Source organism: Pseudomonas sp. ADAK7, assembly GCF_012935675.1.
Lineage (GTDB): Bacteria > Pseudomonadota > Gammaproteobacteria > Pseudomonadales > Pseudomonadaceae > Aquipseudomonas.
In genome coordinates this window covers 6,013,794-6,035,435 of the sequence record NZ_CP052861.1, presented here as the reverse complement: position 1 = coordinate 6,035,435, position 21,642 = coordinate 6,013,794, and the positions used below count along the sequence as shown (strand labels likewise).

Annotated in this window: 10 protein-coding genes; 6 read left to right on the top strand and 4 right to left on the bottom strand. The window is 61.4% G+C overall.

The window, feature by feature from the left end:
- Positions 1–67: 67 nt before the first annotated feature.
- From HKK53_RS27670 to HKK53_RS27645, 6 genes are read left to right on the top strand one after another with little or no spacing between them, the layout of a single operon-like run.
- Positions 68–793, top strand: a complete 726-nt coding sequence (locus HKK53_RS27670; protein ID WP_169373386.1) for an RDD family protein — start codon at positions 68–70, stop codon at positions 791–793.
- The gene (locus HKK53_RS27665; protein ID WP_169373385.1) at positions 790–1,767 is read left to right on the top strand and encodes a stage II sporulation protein M; all 978 of its coding nucleotides are present in this window, start codon (positions 790–792) and stop codon (positions 1,765–1,767) included. The genes HKK53_RS27670 and HKK53_RS27665 overlap by 4 nt, the downstream gene beginning before the upstream one ends.
- Positions 1,754–3,298 carry a DUF4129 domain-containing protein gene (locus tag HKK53_RS27660; RefSeq protein ID WP_169373384.1) on the top strand — a complete coding sequence of 515 codons (1,545 nt, stop codon included), beginning with the start codon at positions 1,754–1,756 and terminating at the stop codon, positions 3,296–3,298. Before HKK53_RS27665 ends, HKK53_RS27660 begins: the two co-directional genes overlap by 14 nt.
- On the top strand, positions 3,295–4,458 hold the full coding sequence (locus tag HKK53_RS27655; RefSeq protein ID WP_169373383.1) for a DUF4350 domain-containing protein: 1,164 nt from the start codon (positions 3,295–3,297) through the stop codon (positions 4,456–4,458). Before HKK53_RS27660 ends, HKK53_RS27655 begins: the two co-directional genes overlap by 4 nt.
- Positions 4,455–5,453, top strand: coding sequence for an AAA family ATPase (locus HKK53_RS27650; protein ID WP_169373382.1), 999 nt, complete (start codon positions 4,455–4,457; stop codon positions 5,451–5,453). The genes HKK53_RS27655 and HKK53_RS27650 overlap by 4 nt, the downstream gene beginning before the upstream one ends.
- The gene (locus HKK53_RS27645) at positions 5,450–6,781 is read left to right on the top strand and encodes a DUF58 domain-containing protein (protein WP_169373381.1); all 1,332 of its coding nucleotides are present in this window, start codon (positions 5,450–5,452) and stop codon (positions 6,779–6,781) included. Before HKK53_RS27650 ends, HKK53_RS27645 begins: the two co-directional genes overlap by 4 nt.
- On the opposite strand, the gene HKK53_RS27640 is transcribed toward HKK53_RS27645, so the two are convergent.
- The 4 genes from HKK53_RS27640 to HKK53_RS27625 form a co-directional block, all read right to left on the bottom strand.
- Entirely contained in the window at positions 6,778–11,094 is a 4,317-nt protein-coding gene (locus HKK53_RS27640) for an Ig-like domain-containing protein (RefSeq protein ID WP_169373380.1), read from the bottom strand. The two genes, HKK53_RS27645 and HKK53_RS27640, sit on opposite strands and share 4 nt — an antisense overlap.
- Complete coding sequence (locus HKK53_RS27635) at positions 11,087–15,187, bottom strand: neuraminidase-like domain-containing protein (RefSeq protein WP_169373379.1); 4,101 nt, start codon at positions 15,185–15,187, stop codon at positions 11,087–11,089. The genes HKK53_RS27640 and HKK53_RS27635 overlap by 8 nt, the downstream gene beginning before the upstream one ends.
- 47 nt (positions 15,188–15,234) lie before the next feature.
- Positions 15,235–18,843, bottom strand: a complete 3,609-nt coding sequence (locus HKK53_RS27630; protein ID WP_169373378.1) for a Tc toxin subunit A — start codon at positions 18,841–18,843, stop codon at positions 15,235–15,237.
- A 139-nt stretch (positions 18,844–18,982) separates the two neighbouring features.
- Positions 18,983–21,502 carry a hypothetical protein gene (locus HKK53_RS27625; protein ID WP_169373377.1) on the bottom strand — a complete coding sequence of 840 codons (2,520 nt, stop codon included), beginning with the start codon at positions 21,500–21,502 and terminating at the stop codon, positions 18,983–18,985.
- Positions 21,503–21,642 lie beyond the last annotated feature (140 nt).

Below are 21,642 nucleotides of genomic sequence, written 5' to 3'. Positions count from 1 at the left end.
CCCCCAAGAGGCTGCTAGCATCTGCGCAATATTGAATCCCGATCCGGCCCGATCATTCAGGTTGCCCATGCTCGAGACCGCAGCACTGCCAAGGAAAGCGACGCTGTCCCCGCCACTGGACACGCGGTATCAAGTCGAAACGCCCGAAGGCATCGACTTGCCACTGCGCCCGGCCGGGTTGATGGTCCGTGCGCTCGCGTTCTCTATCGACCTCGGCCTGCGCGGGTTGATCCTCGGCGTGCTGTTCATCGTCCTGGCATTTCTCGGCCAGCTCGGCGCCGGGCTGGGTTCGATCCTGCTGTTCGGGGTCAGTTGGTGGTACATGGTGCTGTTCGAGGTGCTCAACCAGGGGCGGTCACCGGGTAAGCAATGGATGGGGCTGCGCGTGGTGCAGGACGATGGCACGCCAATCGGCTGGTCGGCCTCGTTGCTGCGCAACCTGCTGCGTTTTGTCGACCTGTTGCCGTTTGGCTACTTCCTCGGGGCCATCAGTTGCCTGCAACACCCGAGCTTCAAGCGCCTGGGCGATCTCGCCGCCGGTACGCTGGTGATTTACAGCGAAAAACCGCTCACCCGCCCCGAATTACCCGAAGCCCAACCCCGGCGCCCGGCGTTTGCCCTGACGCTGACTGAGCAGCGCGCCATCCTCGGTTTTGCCGAACGCCAGGGTGAACTCTCCGCCGCCCGGGTCAATGAACTGGCGAGCATCCTTGCTCAACCGTTGCAGGTTCCGCCGCCGCAGGCCGTGGCCGAACTCAATGGCATCGCCCGCGGCTTGTTGGGCTCCACATGAAGCAAAGCCTTTTCGAAAGTCGCCACAAGGCCGAATGGGAACAGTTCGCCCTGGTCCTCGACCGGTTGGAACGAGGCAAGGATGCCTCACGCATCGCCAGTTTCCCCAAAGACTATCGCCGGCTCTGTCATCACCTGGCCCTGGCCCGGGAGCGTGGCTACAGCAGTTTCCTGGTGGACGTGTTGCAGCATCAGGTGCTGCGTGGCCATCAACAGTTTTATCGGCATCGCAGTCGGCTCGGGGCCAACGCGCTGGCGTTCATCCTCGCCGGCTTCCCGCAACTGGTGCGTCAGCAGTGGCGGTTTGTGCTCGCCGCCGGCCTGATGTTTTTCGGCAGCCTGATCGGCATGGGCGTGCTGGTGTACCTGTTCCCGGACCTGATCTACAACCTGATCCCGGCCGACCAGGTCAGCGAGATGCAAAGCATGTACGACCCGGTCGCCGGGCACCTCGGCCGTTCGGCGGAACGGGCGTCCAGCGAAGACTGGGTGATGTTCGGCTACTACATCATGCACAACATCGGCATCGCCTTTCAGACCTTCGCCAGCGGCTTGTTGTTTGGCTTGGGCAGTGCGTTTTTCCTGGTCTTCAACGGTTTGATGATCGGTGCGGTGGCCGGGCACCTGACCCACATCGGCTATGGGCAAACCTTCTGGCCCTTCGTGATCGGCCATGGTGCTTTCGAATTGAGCGGCATCGTCCTGTCCGGCGCCGCCGGCCTGCAATTGGGCTGGGCCCTGATCGCACCGGGACGCCTGCCCCGGGCCGAAGCCTTGCGCCTGGCCGCGCGCCAAAGCGTGTTGCTGATTTGCGGGGTCATGCTGTTTCTGCTGCTGGCGGCGTTTGTCGAAGCCTACTGGTCGTCCATGACCGCGCCCACGCCGATGACCAAATACCTGGTCGGCGCCGCGCTGTGGTTAGGGGTGGCGCTGTATTTGCTGTTGGCCGGACGGACTCGCCATGCGCCTGAGTGACGCCACCGTGGTGATTCGCCCGCGCAATACCTGGGAAGCCATGGACCTGGGCGTGCAGCTGAGTCAGCGACACCGCCGGTTGTTGATGACCAGTTGGGCCATCGTCACCTTGCCGATTTTCGCCCTGATCAGCCTGCTGCTATGGGATTCGCCGTCGCTGGCGGTGGTTATTTTCTGGTGGCTCAAACCGGCGTTCGATCGCCTGCCGTTGTTCATCCTGTCGAAAACCCTGTTCGGTGAAACGCCCACGCTCAAAGAGGCGTTGCGCCAATGGCCGCGACTGCTCAAGCCGCAATTATTGGCCAGCCTGACCTGGCGCCGCCTGAGCCTGAGCCGCAGCTTCCTCATGCCAGTGGTGCAACTCGAAGGCCTGGGCGGTACGGCACGCCAACAACGCTTGCACGTCCTGTTGCAACGCAACGCCGGTGCCGCGCAGTGGCTGACGATCATCGGCGCGCACCTGGAAAGCGCCCTGTGGATCGGCTTGGTGGTGCTGTTCTACCTGCTGGTGCCGCAACAGGTCGAGCTGGACTGGAGCTGGCAAACGCTGATCGACGCAGCCAATCAGGATTGGCTATGGCTGGCGCACCTGACCAACTCCTTTTACGCCCTGGTGCTGGTGGTCTGGGAACCGGTTTATGTGGCGTGCGGTTTCAGCTTGTACCTGAATCGACGCACGGTGCTGGAGGCCTGGGACATCGAACTGGTGTTCCGTCGAATGCGCCAGCGCCTGAGTAGCGCGGCAGCCGTCCTGCTGTTGGCGGTGGTTGTGCTGATGCCGAGCGCGCAAAGCGTCTGGGCCGCCGAGCCGGTCATTTCACCGGACACGCCGCGCTTGCTGGACCAGCCCCTGACCAGCCAGGCGTCCCGGGACAGCATCAAGGCGATTCTCGATCAGCCGCCGTTCAAGAATAAGGAAACCGTCACCCGTTATCGCTTTGGCGAGGACAAACCCGCCACCCAGACCGCGGACGATGGCAACACCCCGGAATGGCTGAAGGGGTTGGCGAGGATGCTCGACAATCCGCGTTTCGGTGCATTGGCCAATTTGATGGAAGTGCTGTTGTGGGGCGTGCTGGCGGCTGGACTGGGCGTGTTGATCTGGCGCTATCGCGAGTGGTTGCAGGCGTTTGTCAGCCGCCGGCCGGCCCTGCGCCGCAAGGTTGATCACCCTATGCCCAAGCAACTGTTCGGGCTGGACGTGCATCAGGAAACCCTACCCGCCGACGTCGCAACCAGTGCCGAAACCCTCTGGCAAACCCATCCTCGCGAAGCCCTCGGTTTACTCTACCGCGCCCTGCTCAGCCGCTTGCTGCACGACTTCAACTTGCCCTTGAAAGACGCCGACACCGAAGGCCAGGTATTGGAACGGGTCGGGCAACTGCAACAACCGGCCTTGCTGGCGTTCAGTCAAACCCTGACCCGGCACTGGCAGAACATGGCCTACGGGCATCGCTTGCCGCCGGAGCAGCTGCAACAGGAACTCTGCGACGGCTGGCGCGCACTGTTCAATCCGGGAGCCGCCCGTTGAGCCGGCGTGGGTGGCTGGTGCTCGGCGCGGTGTTTGCCGTGTTGTTCGGCGCGTTGTGCCTTTATCTGTACCTGAAAGCCACGCCTTATCAGGAGATCGTCGATCACGGTGCCTCCCCCGAGGCTCGGGCCAATCCCTATCTGGCGGCGGAGCAGTTCCTGCGCAAACAGGGCATAGCTGTGAACCACGCCAACAGCCTCGACGTGCTGCCCGGCATTGACCCGCGCCAACACAGCCTGTTGCTGTTCGGCGACCGCTCGAACATGACCCCGCGCCAGATCGATCAAGTGTTGAACTGGACCCGCGCCGGCGGACGCCTGGTATTCGTCGCTGAATCGCTGTGGGACGAAAAGACCAAACAGAGTAATGACCTGCTGCTCGACCGCGTGCAGGTGCATCAGTCCTTGAGCAAAGACCTCAAGGACCCGCCGCCCGATCCGACCGACGATCCGTATCCGAACCTGACCAAGCTCTACCTCGAAGACGAGGACGCCCCGGCTTACGCCAGCTTCGATACTGCGTTCCATCTCGAAGACCCGAAAAATCTCGCCCAGGCCTGGGCCAACAGCGGCAAGGCCACGCACATGATGCAACTGAGCCATGGGCTCGGCTCGATCACCGTGGTCACCGATGCCGACGTGTGGAAAGCCCCGGCCATCGAGCAGTACGACAATGCCTGGCTACTGTGGTACCTGAGCGCCGACACCAGCGTGACCTTGCTGTACAACACCGATCACGACTCGCTGCTGACCTTGCTGCTGCGCTATTTCCCCCAGGCGCTGGTCGCACTCGTCGCCCTGATCGCCCTCGGTGGCTGGCACGTCGGCGTGCGTCACGGTCCACTGCTGCAACCGGCGCCAAGGGCGCGCCGACAGCTTCAGGAACACTTGCGTGCCAGCGCCGATTTCATGCTGCGCCGCAACGGCCAGGTCCACCTGTTGCAGGCCTTGCAGCACGACATCCTGCGCCGCGCCCGGCGCCGTCATCCCGGTTTCGAACACTTGGCGGTTGCCGAACAATGGCTCGTATTGTCGCGCCTGACCCGGCAACCCACCCGCGCCATCAGCCAGGCCCTGAGCCCGCGCCCGAAACAGCGGCTGTCCAGCGCTGAATTCAGCCGTCAGGTCGCCCACCTGCAAACCTTGAGGAATGCCCTATGAGTGACATCGAGCCCGGCACACCCAACCACGCCGCCCAACAACGCCAGCGCGCCAGTCAACTGGCCCAGGCCGTGCGCGGCGAATTGCAGAAAGCCGTGATCGGCCAGAACAGCGTGATCGACGACGTGCTCACCGCGCTGATCGCCGGCGGCCACGTGCTGCTCGAAGGCGTACCGGGGCTGGGCAAGACCTTGCTGGTGCGCGCACTGGCGCGCTGCTTCGGCGGCGAGTTCGCACGCATACAGTTCACCCCGGACCTGATGCCCAGCGACGTCACCGGGCACGCGGTGTACGACCTGCAAACCGAGCAGTTCAAGCTGCGCAAAGGCCCGCTGTTCACCAACCTGCTGCTGGCCGACGAGATCAACCGCGCCCCGGCCAAGACCCAGGCCGCATTGCTAGAGGCCATGCAAGAACGCCAGGTCACCCTTGAAGGCCGGGCGCTGCCGATTGCGCAACCGTTCATGGTCCTCGCCACGCAAAACCCGATCGAACAGGAAGGCACGTATCCACTGCCGGAAGCCGAGCTGGATCGCTTCATGCTCAAGGTGCGCATGGACTACCCCGACGCCGAGCAAGAGCTGGACATGGTGCGCCAAGTCAGCCGCTCGACCCGGGCCGACATGCTCGACGTGCAGCCCTTGCGCACCGTGCTGCAAGCCAAGGACGTGATGGCGCTGCAACGGATTGCCAGCGATTTGCCCCTCGATGAACAGGTGCTCGACTACGCTATTCGCCTGTCCCGCGCCACCCGTACCTGGCCCGGTCTGACTCTGGGCGCAGGGCCGCGGGCATCCATCGCGCTGGTGCGTTGCGCCCGCGCCCGGGCGTTGCTGCGCGGTGGCGAATTCGTGATTCCGGATGACATCAAGGGCTGTGCCCTGGCGGTGCTGCGCCATCGGGTGCGGATTGCCCCGGAACTGGATATCGAAGGGCTGGATGTCGATCAGGTGTTACAGCAATTGCTCGATCAAGTGTCGGCGCCGCGCCTGTGAAACCGTCGCGCCTGCTGCTGATCTGGCTCTCGGTGCTGCTCGGTCTCGGCCTCCTGCTGGGCGCCTTGCGCGCGCTGGAAATTGCGATGCCGCAAAACCTGCAATCGATCAGTTGGGGGCTGCTGCTGGCGCTTCTGGCCTTGGCCATTCTCGACGCTATCCGCCTCAAACGCCTGCCCTCGCCGCGCCTGAAACGGCAGATGCCCGGCAGCCTGGCCCTGGGACGTTGGGGTGAGGTGCAACTGGCGATCGAGCATGACTTTACCCAACCCTTGAACGTGCAGATGTTCGATCATGCGCCCGAAGGCCTGGTCTTCGAACACTTGCCGCAATCAGTTGAATTGCAGCCCGGTCAACATAGCCAGATCACCTATCGCCTGCGCCCGCTGCAACGTGGCCATTTCCATTTCCAACACTGTGAAATCAACCTGCCCAGCCCGTTTGGCCTGTGGTCCGACAAACGCGTGTTGAGCGTGAACGACAGCACCCGCGTCTACCCGGACTTCGCCCGCCTCTATGGCGGCGAGTTGCTGGCGGTGGACAACTGGCTCAGCCAGCTCGGCGTACGGCAACGCCAACGGCGGGGCCAGGGGCTGGAATTTCATCAACTGCGCGAGTACCGCGAAGGCGACAGCCTGCGCCAGATCGACTGGAAAGCCACGGCCCGCCAGCGCACGCCGATTACCCGGGAATATCAGGACGAACGCGATCAGCAAATCATCTTCATGCTCGACTGCGGCCGGCGGATGCGCAGCCAGGACGGCGAACTCAGCCATTTCGACCACGCCCTGAATGCCTGCCTGTTGCTCAGCTATGTCGCGTTGCGCCAGGGCGACTCGGTGGGGTTGTGCACCTTTGCCGGCGAGACGCCGCTCTACCTCGCCCCGGTCAAAGGTGCGGGCCAGCTCAAGGCCGTGCTCAACGCCGTCTACACGCTCAACACCACCCAACGTCCCGCCGATTACCAGGCCGCCGTCAGCCAATTACTGGCCCGGCAGAAACGTCGTTCGCTGGTGGTCATGGTCACTAACCTGCGGGATGAGGACGACCAAGAGTTGCTCAACGCCGTGCAACGCCTGAGTCAGCAACACCGGGTGCTGGTCGCCAGCCTGCGCGAAGAAGTCCTCGATCAATTGCGCCAAACACCCGTGCAAACACTGCCCGATGCGTTGCTGTATTGCGGCACGCTGGATTACCTCAATGCCCGAGCCGAACTCCATGAACAACTGAACGCCCATGGCGTGCCGCTGCTCGAAGCGCTGCCCCAGGAGCTCGGTAACGGCTTGGTGACCCGTTACCTGAGCTGGAAGAAGGCCGGGGCGCTCTAGCTGTTGATCACCCGGACTGTCATCGACATCGACACCGTGCCCACAGGATTTTCCACCGCCGCCGCAATCGCGAATGTGCCAGCCACCGAACTCACAAATCTGAACGGGGCCCAGCCCTGATCGTTACTGTAGGTCTGCTCCCGCTCACTGCCATCGACCGACCACCTCACCAAAATACCCGCCACCGGTGCCGTCAGCCCCACCACCTGGATCTTGACATCCGATGGCCGGCCTACTTGGACAATGGCAGGCACCGCGTATATGCCACGCAACAATACCGCGGGCAAAGACTCCACACTGATGCGCTGCGTCTGGGTCCCTGGCAGGCCAGATGCCAGAGAAGCCACCAAATCGAACTCCCCAACGTCGCGTGTCTCGAAGGTTATCCGGGCGATGCCGCTGACGTCGGACGTGGAAACCGGCAGCGCCTGCCCCGCAAAGCGCCAATTGATCTCGATGCCCGGCAGGGGGTTGGTGCTGTCGGACTCCAGAACCAGCGCTCGGGCGGTCACCCTGTAACCGGTGAAGCTCTGTGTCCGGTCACAGATCAGCGACTCGATGACCGGCATCGTCGTCAGATTCAACCCGAGCAACGCCATGTCCCAGCCAGCTTCACCGCCTTCCACCATGGCCACTACCACGCTCTCCTCCCCTGCGGCCGTTACAAAGTCCAACCAGGCAAAACCATCCGCATCGGTCTCGCCGAACGGCAAGCGTGAACCGTTCAACTCCCACATCACCTTCACGTCTTGCAGCGGTTCGCCGGTGCGGCTGGAGGCGACCTTGACCCGAACCCGCGCCGAATCGTGCTCCGTACCGCCCACATTGATTAATTCAACGATTTTGCGCGGTTCGTTCAGGGTGAAGCCCGACGTTATCGACTCCGAGTACAGCGTATCCCCCACCGTCGCCGTCAGTTGCGCCGGGCCCGGCTGCGTCGGGATGAAGCTGATCTTCGCCACGCCGTAGTAGTCCGTCACCGATATCACCGTCCCCAGATCCGAGTTACGCCAGGTCACGGGCAAACCCGCCATCGATTTGCCACTGACCGACGACACCACCGTGACCTGTTCAAACAGTGTCTGCCCCCAATCCAGCGTCTGCGTCACGTGGTTGTCTACCTTGAACTTGACCACCTGGACCCCTGACCCGAGCGACATCGCATTGGCCAGTGACAATCGGGCGAGCCGGCTGGCGGCCAATCGCAGGGCAAATGCGCCGTCCTTCACATCGCCGACCACAAAGCCGTATCGCAGGCCGGAACTGGAAAACCAGCGCGCGGTCCCGAGCGCGTTGATCGGATCAAAACGAATACCCAGCTCTGCCGGCCCGGTGCCGGTCAACCCCAACACCAGATCCTGATCGAATAAAGGACTGTTGTCGGCCGCCATGATTTCGATGAGGTGATTGCCTTTGCGGCGCGGGAAACAGGTTTTACTGCCCCAGGGTTGTGGCGGCTGACCGTCAAAGCTGATCGTGACCCCTTCCCATGGATCGCTCGTCAACACGGTGACCATCATCGAGCGCTTGTCTTCATAACCGTCGTAAGGGCTGACAAGCACAGCCTCGACCACCTGCTGCCGTACGGCCGTAGGCACTAAGCCGAAACCGGTCCAACCTTTGGCATCGGTTTTTGTTTCGGCGGATTGCTCGCCGGCCAGCCATGTCACTGGCACCTGTTCAACAGCGAGGCCGGTGAAATGGGAAAACACCTGGATCCACGCCCAGGCGGGCTCCTGTCCCACCACCGGATCCACTGCCGCCTCGCGCCAAGCCTCAATCCTGACTTTGTTGTGCGCCAAAATCATCGAGGTCGCGGCCGAATCCAGACCCAACTGCGGCAGTTTCAGCGCCAGGGCAAACGTTCCCGGCGCGGGGCTGGCGGTGAAGTCCAGGGACCAGCGTGCACCGCCGTCGTCGATCACCTGCGACTGCGCCAAGGGCGGATCGATGCTCGCGCCCAACTGTTCAGGCAACGCTCCCGTCCACGACAACGTCGTCGAAAGCCCCACCAGCGGACTCAGCGCATTAGGCAATAAACTGAAACGGTGCACGGCCCCCAGGCACGGATACAGTGCCTGATCGCCGGGTACCACTGAAACCTGATCCAGTGTCAGGCTAGCTTCCTGGGCCAGGTCGGGGGCGACCAGACGCCCAAACAATTCCCGATCCAATGACAGCCGTGGGCTGCTCAATTTCAGTTCGAACAGGCTGCTTAGACTGGTCCCGAGCGCAGACGTAAACGTCCATTCCAGCCCTGCGGCAGTCAGGTTTCTGGGTGTTCCGATGTCGCTTGCCTCCAGCCCGATGGCCGGAGGTGTACCCCGCCAGTTCAACGTCACGGGTTGGCCGATCAAGGTGCTGCCGGGCAGTGGCTCGACTTTCAACGTGTGAGCGCGGCCACGCCAGCAAAGCACGCCCAGCACCAGACGATCGACCTCGACGTTGTCGAGCAGGATCCTGACCTCACTCTTCCACGGACTGGAGGCCAGGGCTCTGACATCAAAGTTACGTTCAACCGCCACAGCCTCTTCGTGCGCCCTGACACGGGCGGTGACAACCCAATTCCCGGCACTTTTCGGCGTATACAGCAAACTGGCCCAACCACCGGCCCCGGTGACGACAGTCGGCAGCGGGCCCTCGGGGGTGATCCAGTCAACCAGCGCATTGAAGACAGGGTCGCCATCGCCGCTGACCAGCACATGCACGACCTGAATCCGCAGCAGCACGTTTTCGTTTTCGTCCACCACCGGAAACCTGTTGGCCTCGCGTACCTCGCCGATACGGACCAGATTGCGTGCCAGCGACATGGTTTTTTTCGGTGACGGCAACAACAGCTTCGAGCAAACCAGCGATAGTTCGAACCGGCCGTCGAGGCGATCCTCGCTGGTCAGTGTCCAAGTCAGGTCGCGGCCATTGACCGGCACCGGCGATTCCAGCGCCGGGCTGACGACAACACCCAACTGTTCGGCGGAGTCGCCACTCCAGCGCAACTGCATCTCGCTGCCGGATAACAGGTGGTCGGCCGTCAGGCGTACCTGGAGCGGATAACCCGAGCCGCGATTGGGGTAGCCATTCGTGTCCTCCCAGCGTTTCTCGATGCCTTCGACGACGGACAGCAACGTCTTCCACGGATCAGTCGCCAGCACCCGCACCGCCAGCGTTGTTGAAACAATGCCGCTGGCGTAATAGAGGCTGGCGACCGTCGCTTCGATGGCGAAGTCCCCGGCCGTCGTCGGCACATACTTGAAGTATGCCCAGCCATCCTCGTCAGTCAGGCTGGCGCCTCTGACGCCCTGCCCGGCCACTGTCCAATTCACCGTGAGTGCGTCGAGTGTCTGGCCAGTGTAGAAAGACGCCACCTGAACCCCCAGCAGCGCCGTTTGCCCATGTTCCATCACCGGGTAATAGGCTGCCTCCAGTACGTCACGGAACACCAGGCGGTGATGGCCCAACGAAACCTCTATCGGGTAAGGCTCGGCGGTGTATTGATTGACCAACTGCATCGTCAACAAACGCGGGCTTGGGTCATCGAGCAACGGGCAGTCGAGTGACCACGGCGCCTCCAAAGGATGATCGACGCCCCAGTCCGGTTGCGCGAGGATGGCGCCTCGCGGATTGTTTTCAAGGGTCAGGGCTGCCTGGGTACCCAGCCACGGGTGTCCCGGCATGGGCACACATTCAAGACGATGCCGCGAACTGGCGGAGGCCCCCAGGCACAACGGCAGGACACCGGCCGCCGGCAACAACTCCTCATCCAGCTTCAGCGTTTGCAACTCCATCCGTGGTAAGTGCAGGGCCAGGTGTATACGGGTGATGCACGTCATCACATCGCCGGTTCCCCCCGTCGGACTGAACACCCTCACGCGAATCCGGTCATTGCTTTGCAGCGGCAGAGTCAGCCGGACTTCGTACTCGATCGGCAAAAACTCCAGCGGTTGCCCGCTCAGCAGACGCGCCCGGTCTTCTTCCTCGTTGCGCGCCTGGCCGAGCAGCAAAGGAATGTCCTGATTGTTCTCGGGATGGTCGACCATCTCGATCAACACCCGGCCCGTCCCGCTGTAACGCACCTCGCAGAGAAAGCTGAGCCCATACCAGACGTCGGTTCTCGCGGCCATGGGAACCGCGATCACCTGACTGACCGAAGCACCGTTACCGACCCTGAGAAAACGGGTCATCTCCCCCTGATAAAATTCCTCGGCCAGGCTGACCTCTCGTGTATTGGACGGGTGCTTGTTCCAGTGGTCGATGGCATGGCTGAAATCACCATTGACCACCAGGTTCTGATTAGCCTGAACGGCGGGATCACGCATGACCGCTTTCTCCTCTGCCTGTACGTTCGAGTTCGGGCGTTTCGGCTATGCTCACCAGATTTTCAACAGCGAGCCTGAAGCTCGGCTCACCGCCCTTGGCCGTGTAGCGAATACGCACAATGACATCGGTCAAAGAGCCCAGCATCGCGCTTTGCGCCTCTCTCTTGGGCCAGGGGAAAATCAATTGCCAGCGCGAGACAGCCCCCGTGTTCTGAAACGAATTGAGCAAACCTTCTTCGGGTTTGCTGACCGTCATGCCATTGTCCGCAATGCCCACCGACAGCGCGATCTGCTGCCCGCTGCGCAGGTCGAAGTGCACATCGGCCGGCGCTACCGAGTCCTCAGGCATGAGCAAATACCCGACCGAATGCGCCGACGGTTTGGTGGCGGTCATGCTGCCAATCTGCTGCAAGGTTGCGCGCACGTCCTCGTAAGGACCGACCAGCACCGGCAGATCGACCTCGACGGAATTGATCAGCCGGCAGTATTCGCCGGGGTGTTCTCGGTCGAACAGCAACTGCGTCAGCTTGAACTCCAGAACACCGGTGTCTTGCAACTTCGCCAGCGCCGCATTCCAGTCGGCATGCAGCGCTTGCGGATCGCTGGCGTCGTCGAACAATCGCCGCAGGGAAACGGTCTTGACCCGTTCCAGCCGTCGCTCGTAGCTTTGCAAGTGCTTGCGTTCCATGCGCAACAGGAATTCGCGCAAGTGCTCCCCGGCCGTCAATCCATAACGGTTTTCGAGCCACACCTGGGGCAAGGTAGCGGCTGAATCGTAATCGCCGGTTTCAGCACTCAGGGAGGCCTGGGCACTCAGGCACAAACTGACCACTGCGTCGTGAGCCTGGTAGTGCAAGGCCTTGAGCTGGCCCAGCAGCCAGCCAAACAGTTCAGCACTGGTCGAGCGTTTTTTCAGGAAGTCATGAACCGCCAGCGCCTGGGCATTGGCTCGCAGGGTCTGATCGAGGCTCGCCCTGGCCGCGTCTACCGCGATGCGTTGCGCGGTAATCTGCTCATCGATGGCCAGCAACTCCGCCAGGGCCTGATTGCGTTGCAGCTCCCATTCGCGACGACGCAGGCGATAGCTTTCGGTGACGGATTGCTTGTCGGCATCCAGTTGCACGATTGCAGCAGCGAGTTCCAGGCCTTGACCCACGACGGTAGGAAGGGCGCCAGGACGATGGCCGCCACTGGCCACGCCAAAAATGTTCGGCAAGGCGTCGAACACCCCCCCCAGGGAACGAAGCGCCGTTGACGCAAAGTTCAGTTTTTTGGCCGAATCCAGACTTTCCATGACCTCGTATTCCATCTTGCTGACGTTTTCGTCATACCAGCGGGCATAGGTGTCGGCACGCTCCTGCACCGTGGCGCGGCTTTGACGCAACGCCGACACATTCGCTTCCAGTTGGGCGATGCTCTGCTCCTGGACCGTGCGCGCGTAATCCCCCAGTTCCACCAGATGGTTTTGTTGCATCTCCTCCTGTTCGGCCCGATCCCGTTGTTCAAGCAGGCGCAATACTTGACCGCCGTAGTCTTGCAATGTCTGCACGGCACGCAGCGCGACCTCGAATGACACCCGCCAATGAAAGGCGCCCACCACCAGGCGTCCACCCATCGGGCGTGGCCCGCCGACGCCACCGGCGGCCAGGGTACGCAACAATTGGTTCGGATCGGTCGGCGGGCTGAACAGCGGCGTATTCAGCGGCTTGCCATCCAGCGTCAGATTGTTGCGCAGGTTATTCAGACGCCTGCCAGGCAGGTCGTACAGCTCGAGCAACTGCTCGTTGATCGGCAGTTTGAACGGCTCGTTGGCCAACAGGCCGAGCAAGGGTGAGGCCGGCGCTGAAGGCGGAATATCGCCCAGGGAAACCTCCAGGGTTTTCTCGAACTTTTCCAGCGCCGGGCGCGTGCTGCTGGACTCCAGCAGTTGAGCGACTGTTAGGGGTTCCCACGCAGTCACCGCCCGTGCCACCGGTGGTTTTCCCATCAGGAATTCGGCCTGCACATAGCACAGCTTGGCCGCCACCAGACTGTCCCGAGTGAGTTGGCGGTAATACCAGTCGCCCCAGGCAATCAGGTTTTTCACATACTCGGTAAACACCAGAATCCGCAAGTGCTGGGGCGCCGAGTAGCCGATGGCATCCGGATCGGCCGGCATTTGGGTTTCACAGCCCAGGTTACCGTCGCTGATTATCGGCCGGCAGCGCCAGTAAGCCGGTTTGTCTGTATCTTCCGGCGGTACGGATACCTCGCCCGCCGGTGCCCGAGGGTCGAACAGGTAATGCAGCCAGTCCTGCGCTTCCTGATAACGATCTTCGGTGCGCAGGCGAGTAGCAACCAGGTGCGGCAGGTGAAACGACAGCTCCCAGAAGTACAAACCGTTGGCACCGTCGTAGGCACCGTTCGGTTCGTCGAGGGGAGCGGAATCAGGTCGCGGTTCCGGCAGGAATTGCGTGTCCCAGTCCAGGACGGCATCCACTGAAACATGGGCGCGTTGCACCAGTTCGGGCCCGAACAACGAATTCAAGCGGGCATGGGTCAGTGTTCCGGGCTGCCTGAAGGCGATGAACTGCGCGGCGTTGGCGATGTTTTTTTCCAGGGCTGCCGGCACGAACCGGGGAAGACCGCTCATCGTCAGGACAAATCTATTTGTGCCATAGGGCGCGGTCCCCCCTAATGTAAACTGTGCATCCGAAGCAAAACCGCCTGCCGTCCGTGTGAGCTCCATCCAGGCCGTCGACCAGCCGCCGGCAGTCGACGCGCTCAGAGTAACCGGTCTCGGATCACCGCTGGCCCCATTGAGCAACGTCAATGTGAACAGCGCATTCGCAGGGGTAAGCGGAGTGGACTTGCACACCCCTCTGACCAACAACCGATCCTCGGCGCTACCGCTGATAAACAACACCTGTAAGCCGTAATAACTTGTCAATGAGCCCGCAGCCTCCACGGTAGCGGTGACCTTCGGCTGGTTCTTCGCGAACAACGGATGCTGCACAATCAAGGTACTGGTGAAGCGACGGGACGCCAGATAATTCAGCCACGTGCCGTCGTCTTCCGGCACCGGACGCATCAGCACATCGCGCATCGCGTACACGTTGTAGCTGGTCAATAACACGCCCAGCATGCCTTTGGGCTGACGCTCATCAACCGCTATCGTTGCGATCAACCGAGCGTTGGTGGACAAGTCCTTCTCAGGCTCGCTGCTGTGCAAGTTCAACGGTGCCGACCATTGCCCGTTCTGGGTCATGAACGCCAGATTGATCTCGAGTTTGTATGGCAAACGCACGATTGTCTCGTCGCCGAGTACCTCGACGACCTGGTCACGCAACTGCGCCCACAGCACGCACAACCGTCCGCCCCAAAACACCGGGCGAATGTCCAGCACGCGGTCGCCCGTGCCGATCTCAACTGCCTGCCATTCCCCCCACGCCACCGGATTGATGGCGGTGCCGCCCGGAGAGAGTTCAATCTCGGCCTTGCGCCAGAAATACTGGAACGGCGGCACGCGCTGGCGGCCGATAAAGTAATAGTCGGCATGCATCGGCGTGGCGCCGTCCATGTAACTGCTGAGCACATCCAGGTTGCAGATTTGCTCGAAACCTTGCAGGTAGTTCTGCAAGGCCCGTTGCACCGAATCACTGTTGAGGCGTGTCTGGTTCAGGTCGTTTTCAAGCGCCTTGAACAGGTTGGTCTTGCGCTGGCGCACGAACGGGGTGATGTAGTTCTCCGGATAGCACCTGATTTTTGTCACCGCCACCCAGTCCGGGTAGTTGCTGTACAGCTTCCAGAGTTGCAGATTCCTTTCCCAGTTCTGCTGAGCCTCCGGGCTGAGCGGCGTTTGTCCATAGCCCGGTTCCAACTGGCGATACACCGCATGGATAAATTGTTGGGCGCAACTGATCGCCTCGGCCACCCAGGAACTCTGCACCGGATAGTTGTCCAGCGGATCCAGGCGCAGCAGCTCGAACAGATCCCCCGGCGTTCTCAAGAAGCGGTACTGGCCATCGCCGGTTTTGCTGACCTGCCCGATGCAGTACTCGACCAGGGCAGAACGGCGTTTCTCTAGCAGATCGTCAATGTTGTGCTGTGCCATGTTCCTTGCTCCTGTACCCGTCGGCGCCAACCGCCATACGGCCGTCGTCATTCGGTGTCATTGCCGGCAAATGTGATGGGGTCGAACACTACGAAACCCTCCGCGCTCTCGATGAGCGCGGTGACGTTGAAACGCCCACCGTTGGCGCTGGAGACAAAGGCCCGTGCCAGCCCCTCCTGATTGCTGCGCCCCTGTGCCGGCCGGATGGTCGCGGACCCCGTCGTGCCGCTGAACGGCTCCACAAACCAGCGCACCAACTGATCTTTGCCAAGGTTCCTGTATCGATCCCTCAGGGTGCCGTAAAGCTCGAATTCCCGGCCCGCCGGCACTGGCTCCGTCGGCACCAGAGACATGGATGCCGGCAGCATCGTCAGGGTGGTCACGTCGGGGATGACGTTGATGGTCCGGGTTTTTTCGGGCTCCATCAGATCCAGCCAGTACAACAGTTGCTGCGGCCCCAAGACCTTGCCCACGTACTCGGCCTTGACCTGGCCGTTTTCGTCGGTCGCTTGCGTCTCGATGGTGCCGAGGCTGTCCTGCCAGTGCACATTGACGTGCGGCACAACCGTGCCGTCGGGGTTAGTGAGCGTCATGGTAAAGATGATCTTGTCGGTCGGGGAGTTGGCGACCACATTGGTCTTGTCTGGGTGACAGTCCAGCTTGACGATTGGCTCGGGCACCTCGTCGTGGTAGGCAGCCGCCGGAGCACTGGCTTCGGTAAGACTCAGCAAGGCACTTTCAGCGGCGAGCCGGTAAGCCTCTTTATCGACCGGCGTATCAATTGTCTCCGGCAAATTGCCTACCCGGAAGATCGTCAAGGCATCCATGCCGGTGTGCCGCGCCAGCACGCGGATTCGCATCAACAGATCCAGTTGAATCAGGTTTTTTATCAGGCGCTCTTCGGGGTCGATATGCGTGACGCACGCCCGCACTTCTTCAACGCTCCAGTCGAAAAACGCGGCCAGGCGGATCGAGGCCGCCTTCTGCGCAATGCCCAGCGCTTCCGCGGAAATCGACTCCGGCAGTGAATTGACCTCGCGCAGGTAATCCAGCAGTTTCCCGGCCGGCTGCTCACCGAGTTCAAACGCCCGGGTCAGCGCCGTCAGGTAGTAAAGGGGGCGCACGGAAAAATCGTGCCGGTCGAGCTGATCCAGCCACGCCTTGTGGCCATATTGCAGATAGTCCTGCAGCAGCGTGGCACTCAGATCAAGTTGCAATACGACGTTGCTGCGCCGCCGTACATCGGCCAGCAAGGTGATCGTGGGATCCGGCTCGTCACTCAACGTGCCCGTCCACTCGCGCCCGGACTGCTCCAGCACTTGGCGCAGCAGTTGGTAAACCGTGCTATTTGCCCAGACCAGCACATGGGACACCCGCTCGGCATCAAGGCCGGTGTACACCGCCAGGGTTTCCTTGACCACCGATGCCTGCGCATCCCGGGCCTGCAGCAACACCGTGAGCATCCTCTCGACAATGACCGCACGCACTGAGGCGTCTGCCTCACCCAGGCCATCGCGAACCGCCTTATCCAGTTCGCTGCGGGCGAACAGCAGATAGTCGGTTTCAGTTAGGTCAGAACTCATCACCAACCCCGAGGGATCGACCAGCGTCCCCAGCAGGTCCAGCCAGTCGGTGCCGACCAGCGGCGGGACACCGACCATCAGCAGGGTGGCATTGGTGAACAACGCGGCGGGTAACAGATTGCCCGCCTGCTCGAACAGTTGGCGTTCCTTCTCTGAGGCCACCACCAACGCCGCTGGCGGTGACACCTGCTGCAGCATCCACAGCACCGGCAACTGGCGATCCCGGCACCATCCCACGCAAGCATGCAGGGCATAAATGAGGTTCAGCACATCGGGAACGGTATCGCTGCCAGGGGCCGCCTTGATCGACGGAATGCCCGCCAGGCCATCAACCCAGTTTTCACCACCCAGCAAGGTCAACATCAGCACGCCCTCGACCGGAGTGATGCCCAACAGACGCGGCAGCTTCACCAACCGGTAGAACGCGGAAATGATCGCAGGGCTGCGTTGCAAGGTGGTGGTACAGTTCTGCGCCCGGGCGACCGCCATGGCCAGGTATTGGTAGGTCTTCAGATCAATGCCCAGGCCGCTGCACAAGCGGTTGATCGTCAGATCCGTGGCCCCGGTCGCCGGGATGATCGGGAACTCATCGTTATCCAGTATCAGCGGTTCGCGATAGCTGCCCTGGTTATTGAACACCTGGTCGAACGGCGACAGCGCATCGCCCCGCCCGTAGATCGCCATCTCATCGATAAACGCCGCGAAGTCCTGCGCCGTGCAACCGTAACGCTCGCGCAATGTTTGAAACAAACCCAGGGCATGCACCGTGGAATTGCTTATCCACCACGTGTGCGGGGCTTCGCGCTTTTCGGCCTTGATCGCCGCGACCAACAGCGCATCCACCTGATCGCTGGGCAACTCCAGCCATTGATCCAGGCGCAGTTTGCGATTCATCCGGTCATAACGGGCAAATGCGCTGACCGGATCCGCACTCAGGCGGTGGAATGCCCCGCCCGCTTCGTTGTAATTGATCGTGATCGCCGGAGAGGCGCCACCATTGACATAAACCGAGCCTGAACGCTCGCTTTCGCCAACCGCAGGCGCCTGAGGCGACTCATACACGGTCACATTGGCCGAGCGGGTCGGGGCAAAATCACGCACCGATAGCAGTTTCTCAACGCCCCGGGCATCGAGCTTGGTGCGCTCACCGAAAAACTGCACCTGATTGAGGTTGTTAAAGGTCGCACCTTCCACGCCGAAATCGCTCAGGTAAAATGCTTCCCACCCGTCCTCGTCAACCGGCGCCTCAGTCAATAATTGCCGTTGATAAGGTCCCAGCCGCGAGGCGTGAGCCAGGGCCCGTTTCGCATCGTTGTCCCAGGCCAGGGGCTGAAGGAAATAGGGCGAGTGCAAATCCACCATATGGGCAAAGTTACCCACCGACAGACCATAATGACGACCGACCACATCCAGCGTGACCCAGTGCCGGAAATACGGCAGCCCATTGGGGTAGCGGGCCGCGATCAAGGCGGCTTCAAGATCGGTCGAAGGATTCACACCGTTGATGAAGGCCTCCAGCACCGAGACGATGATGTCTACGGCAGAGACCGATTGGTGCACCGCGTTGAAATCAATGCGCAACGGCATCAGGTCCTTGCGACGGTCATGCAAGAGCAACTTATCGTCCGCGCCGAGCGGTTCGATCCGGTCGCGGATCCAGCGCATCAGCTCGACCAGATACGCCACGGGCGAGGTCTCCGATTCCAGCGCATCATGCGGACACAATTTTTCAAAGTTGGGAGAGAACAAACGCTCATAACTGGGCCCCGAAACCAGCGACAACAGCCCGCTCGACGACGTGCCGGCGTGCTCCCCGGAACCTGTCAGGCTGTGCTCGATAAACTGGCGTTGCACATACATGGCCAGGCTGTTGGCCCGGCGCAAGAACTGCTGGGCCTCCTCACGGCCCAGCCCGTAATCACGCATCAGCCCCAGCACGCCCCGCTCCACCAGAGGAAAGATCGATCCATCCTGATTGATGTAAGTCGCCAGGTCGGCATGGGTGACGCGTTGTTCCTCATCGAACACCTGCTCGAACAATTGTTGGATAGGACGATTACGGGAGTCCGCCATGGCCAAGCTCCTTGATGTGTGTAGGAACCCGAACTGCTGTCGGGACATTCATCTTGTCGTGCCAATCTGCGCGTGAAGGCTGGAGCCGTCTACTGTCAGAACTGACAGTAGACGTGACCGTTTATCGGGCGGGGGGGGCTCAGCGCGACGGTGGCTCTTCGACTTCAAAACGGCCACTCTCGCTCCAGTCGGAGATCGTCGAGGCATCGGCGCCATCGACGATGGTCTGATGGAACCGGCACCAATTGCCGCCTGCCGACAGCGTCCGAGCCGACACCCCTTGCCAGCCCTGCGCACTGACGGCGAGATTCGGCGCCCATGGCTGATCGGGGTCGAACCAGCTGTGCAACTGACCGGTTCCCGCTCGGCCCTGACCGCTGAAGGTCACAGAATTTCTGACCCAGCGTCCCGCCTGCGGTGAATCGATGATGGGCAAATAGCTGCCGAGCACCACCGGCTGTCGTGCGGAACGGTCCGACTCAAACCCGTCATACGAAGCCACCGCCACCAGTTCGTAAGCTCCACCGGGTTGAGTGAGGGAGGTGAGGATCGACCAGGTGCGATCCTTCGCTACCAGAGCGCTGCCCAGCCGGACATCCTTCAGGAAACTGGTGATCGTATCCCCCGGCACACCGAAACCGGACACCACGGTCGAGTAGCCGACGTGTCCATCCTTGACCGGTGTTTCGATGTAAGGCGCGGCGGGCACCACGTTGCACGTCAACAGCGGACTTTCCCTGGAAACCTCCAACCCAATGGCTTGCCTGGCCCGCAACTTCGTTACCCCGACGGGCAGCGTCACTAAACCCTCCCAGAAGCGTGCGTCATTGACCGGGACACCCTTGAGCAAAAAATCAACGTGATCGTCCAGCCACACGTCGACAGTTGCACCGGGCGTTCCCTCGCCGGAAATCATCGACATCCGCGGCAAATCACCACCCGGCTGTGGCACCGTGAACACCGGTGGCGTCAACACCACGTTCACCACGACCGGGTCGCTGCGCTCGGACGGCCGATCGTCCAGGGTCTGTTGTGCGTCAAGGATGCGTCGGCCGAATGGCAGGCCCTTGAGCTCGATGGACCAGTCGCCATCACTGGTCAACAGTTTGGCCGTCCCCGCATTGATGCCGTCGATACGCAGCTGCATCGATGCCCCGGTCATACCTTGTCGGCCACGGATGGTCAGGTCGCGCTCCACCTCTATCTCGTTCGTGGGATAAGTGATGACGGGTTTGAGCAGCGTCCGTCTCACCACGAACGTACGCGTTGTGGGCGGCGAGGTTTGCTGCGCCGCGATCTGGGTGACCTTCACCGTATGGGTCACGTAGGGAGCGAAGGGCGTACTACGCCGGAAGGTCCAGGTGCCACCCGTTACGGTAGCAATTTCGACCTTGCCTGGGTTATCGCTAAAGGTGAGCCTGACCAACGTGTCCGTTTTCCAGCAGGTGCCCTCGATAGTGGGTGATAAATCGTTGTCCACCAGGCGGGTGATCGGCGGTGCCAGCGGCGGGATCTTCACCACAAGCCGGACCCAGTTCGCCGAGTCCCGGCCGTTGAGACGCTGCTTCAAGTCAACGTTCTGGTGGAGCGTCGGTCCCCATTCTTGCTCCGACTCGCTGAACCAGCGACCGTTGACCACTAGAGCATTCGGTACGGCATTGTCACCGCCTTGTTTTTTGATCAGCACAGTGGCGCCGTTCGTGCCTCTGCCGGTAAACGTAGGCCTGTAACTATATTCATTGGGCCGATCGGGCACCGGGTCGGGGACTGGCTCGAGTTCCGGCGGGAGGATGGTGAAATTGAAACGAAGGTCATGCGAAGGGATCCAGCCGCCAGCATTGTCGGAAATCTTTTGGATTGCCGAGTAGGTATAGGCTCCGGGGGTCCAGGCCGTAGTGCTGATCTGCCAGACACCACCGGCCACCACGATTTCCGGCAATGGTTTGTTGGCCGGCCCACTGACGTAGCTCAGCACCAGGGTGGCGCCGTTGTAGCCCGTACCCGAAAATTTCGCGCCTTGGTTGTCTTGTTGCGTGACGGTAATACCGGCCACCCTGGGAGGGCGAACCTTGAAAAAACGCACAACGCTAAGAGCACCCGGCCGGCCATTAACAAACTGTCGGGCAACAATCGAACGTGGGCCCGGCACGAAATGTATACTCCCCCCCCAGCCCCCCGTCAGCGCGACCGGTGAGCTGCCCAACTCGCGGTGGGTCAAATCTTCGAGAATCTTCACGTTGGCGGAATAATCGCCGCCCGTTCCGCTGACCCAGGTATTCACATCTTGCGTCGAGCCCTGCTCAGGCTTGTTGATCTGCGGCGCGGGCAGCGCCAGCCGGACCGAAAAGGTAACGGGTTTGCTGGGAAACTCTTGCCCGTCGACGCCGATCGCCACGGCGATGATCGTGTGTGTCCCCTCACCCAGCACAACTGAAATCGACCAAGGGCCACCCACTGTGGGAAAAGGATAGGCTGTAGCCAGTAGAAGCTCGGTACCGTCGGCATTGCGCTTGCGCACTTGAACGAAGACCGGAGCCAAGACACCGCCCTTGACCGCAAAAATCGACCTCGTCTCCACTTTGCCATTTACAGGGGATGAAATGTGAGCAACGTCTGCACTGAGCTCGTTGCCTGAAAGTCCATCGTCATCGCTGGCCATGTTTTAGCGCTCCATACAGCACATTCGCAATACGCACTGTTTTACGTTGCCTGCGCGACGGTTTCTACCTGTAATAACTGACAGTCCTGACGAACGGTCTTACGGACTTTTCCCACGTTTTTTGAGGCCTACGAAGCCTT

Coding starts and splice junctions, on each gene's coding strand:
- HKK53_RS27670 (WP_169373386.1), top strand. CDS start 68: ATGCTCGAGACCGCAGCACTGCCAAGGAAAGCGACGCTGTCCCCGCCA.
- HKK53_RS27665 (WP_169373385.1), top strand. CDS start 790: ATGAAGCAAAGCCTTTTCGAAAGTCGCCACAAGGCCGAATGGGAACAG.
- HKK53_RS27660 (WP_169373384.1), top strand. CDS start 1,754: ATGCGCCTGAGTGACGCCACCGTGGTGATTCGCCCGCGCAATACCTGG.
- HKK53_RS27650 (WP_169373382.1), top strand. CDS start 4,455: ATGAGTGACATCGAGCCCGGCACACCCAACCACGCCGCCCAACAACGC.
- HKK53_RS27640 (WP_169373380.1), bottom strand. CDS start 11,094: ATGCGTGATCCCGCCGTTCAGGCTAATCAGAACCTGGTGGTCAATGGT.
- HKK53_RS27635 (WP_169373379.1), bottom strand. CDS start 15,187: ATGGCACAGCACAACATTGACGATCTGCTAGAGAAACGCCGTTCTGCC.
- HKK53_RS27630 (WP_169373378.1), bottom strand. CDS start 18,843: ATGGCGGACTCCCGTAATCGTCCTATCCAACAATTGTTCGAGCAGGTG.
- HKK53_RS27625 (WP_169373377.1), bottom strand. CDS start 21,502: ATGGCCAGCGATGACGATGGACTTTCAGGCAACGAGCTCAGTGCAGAC.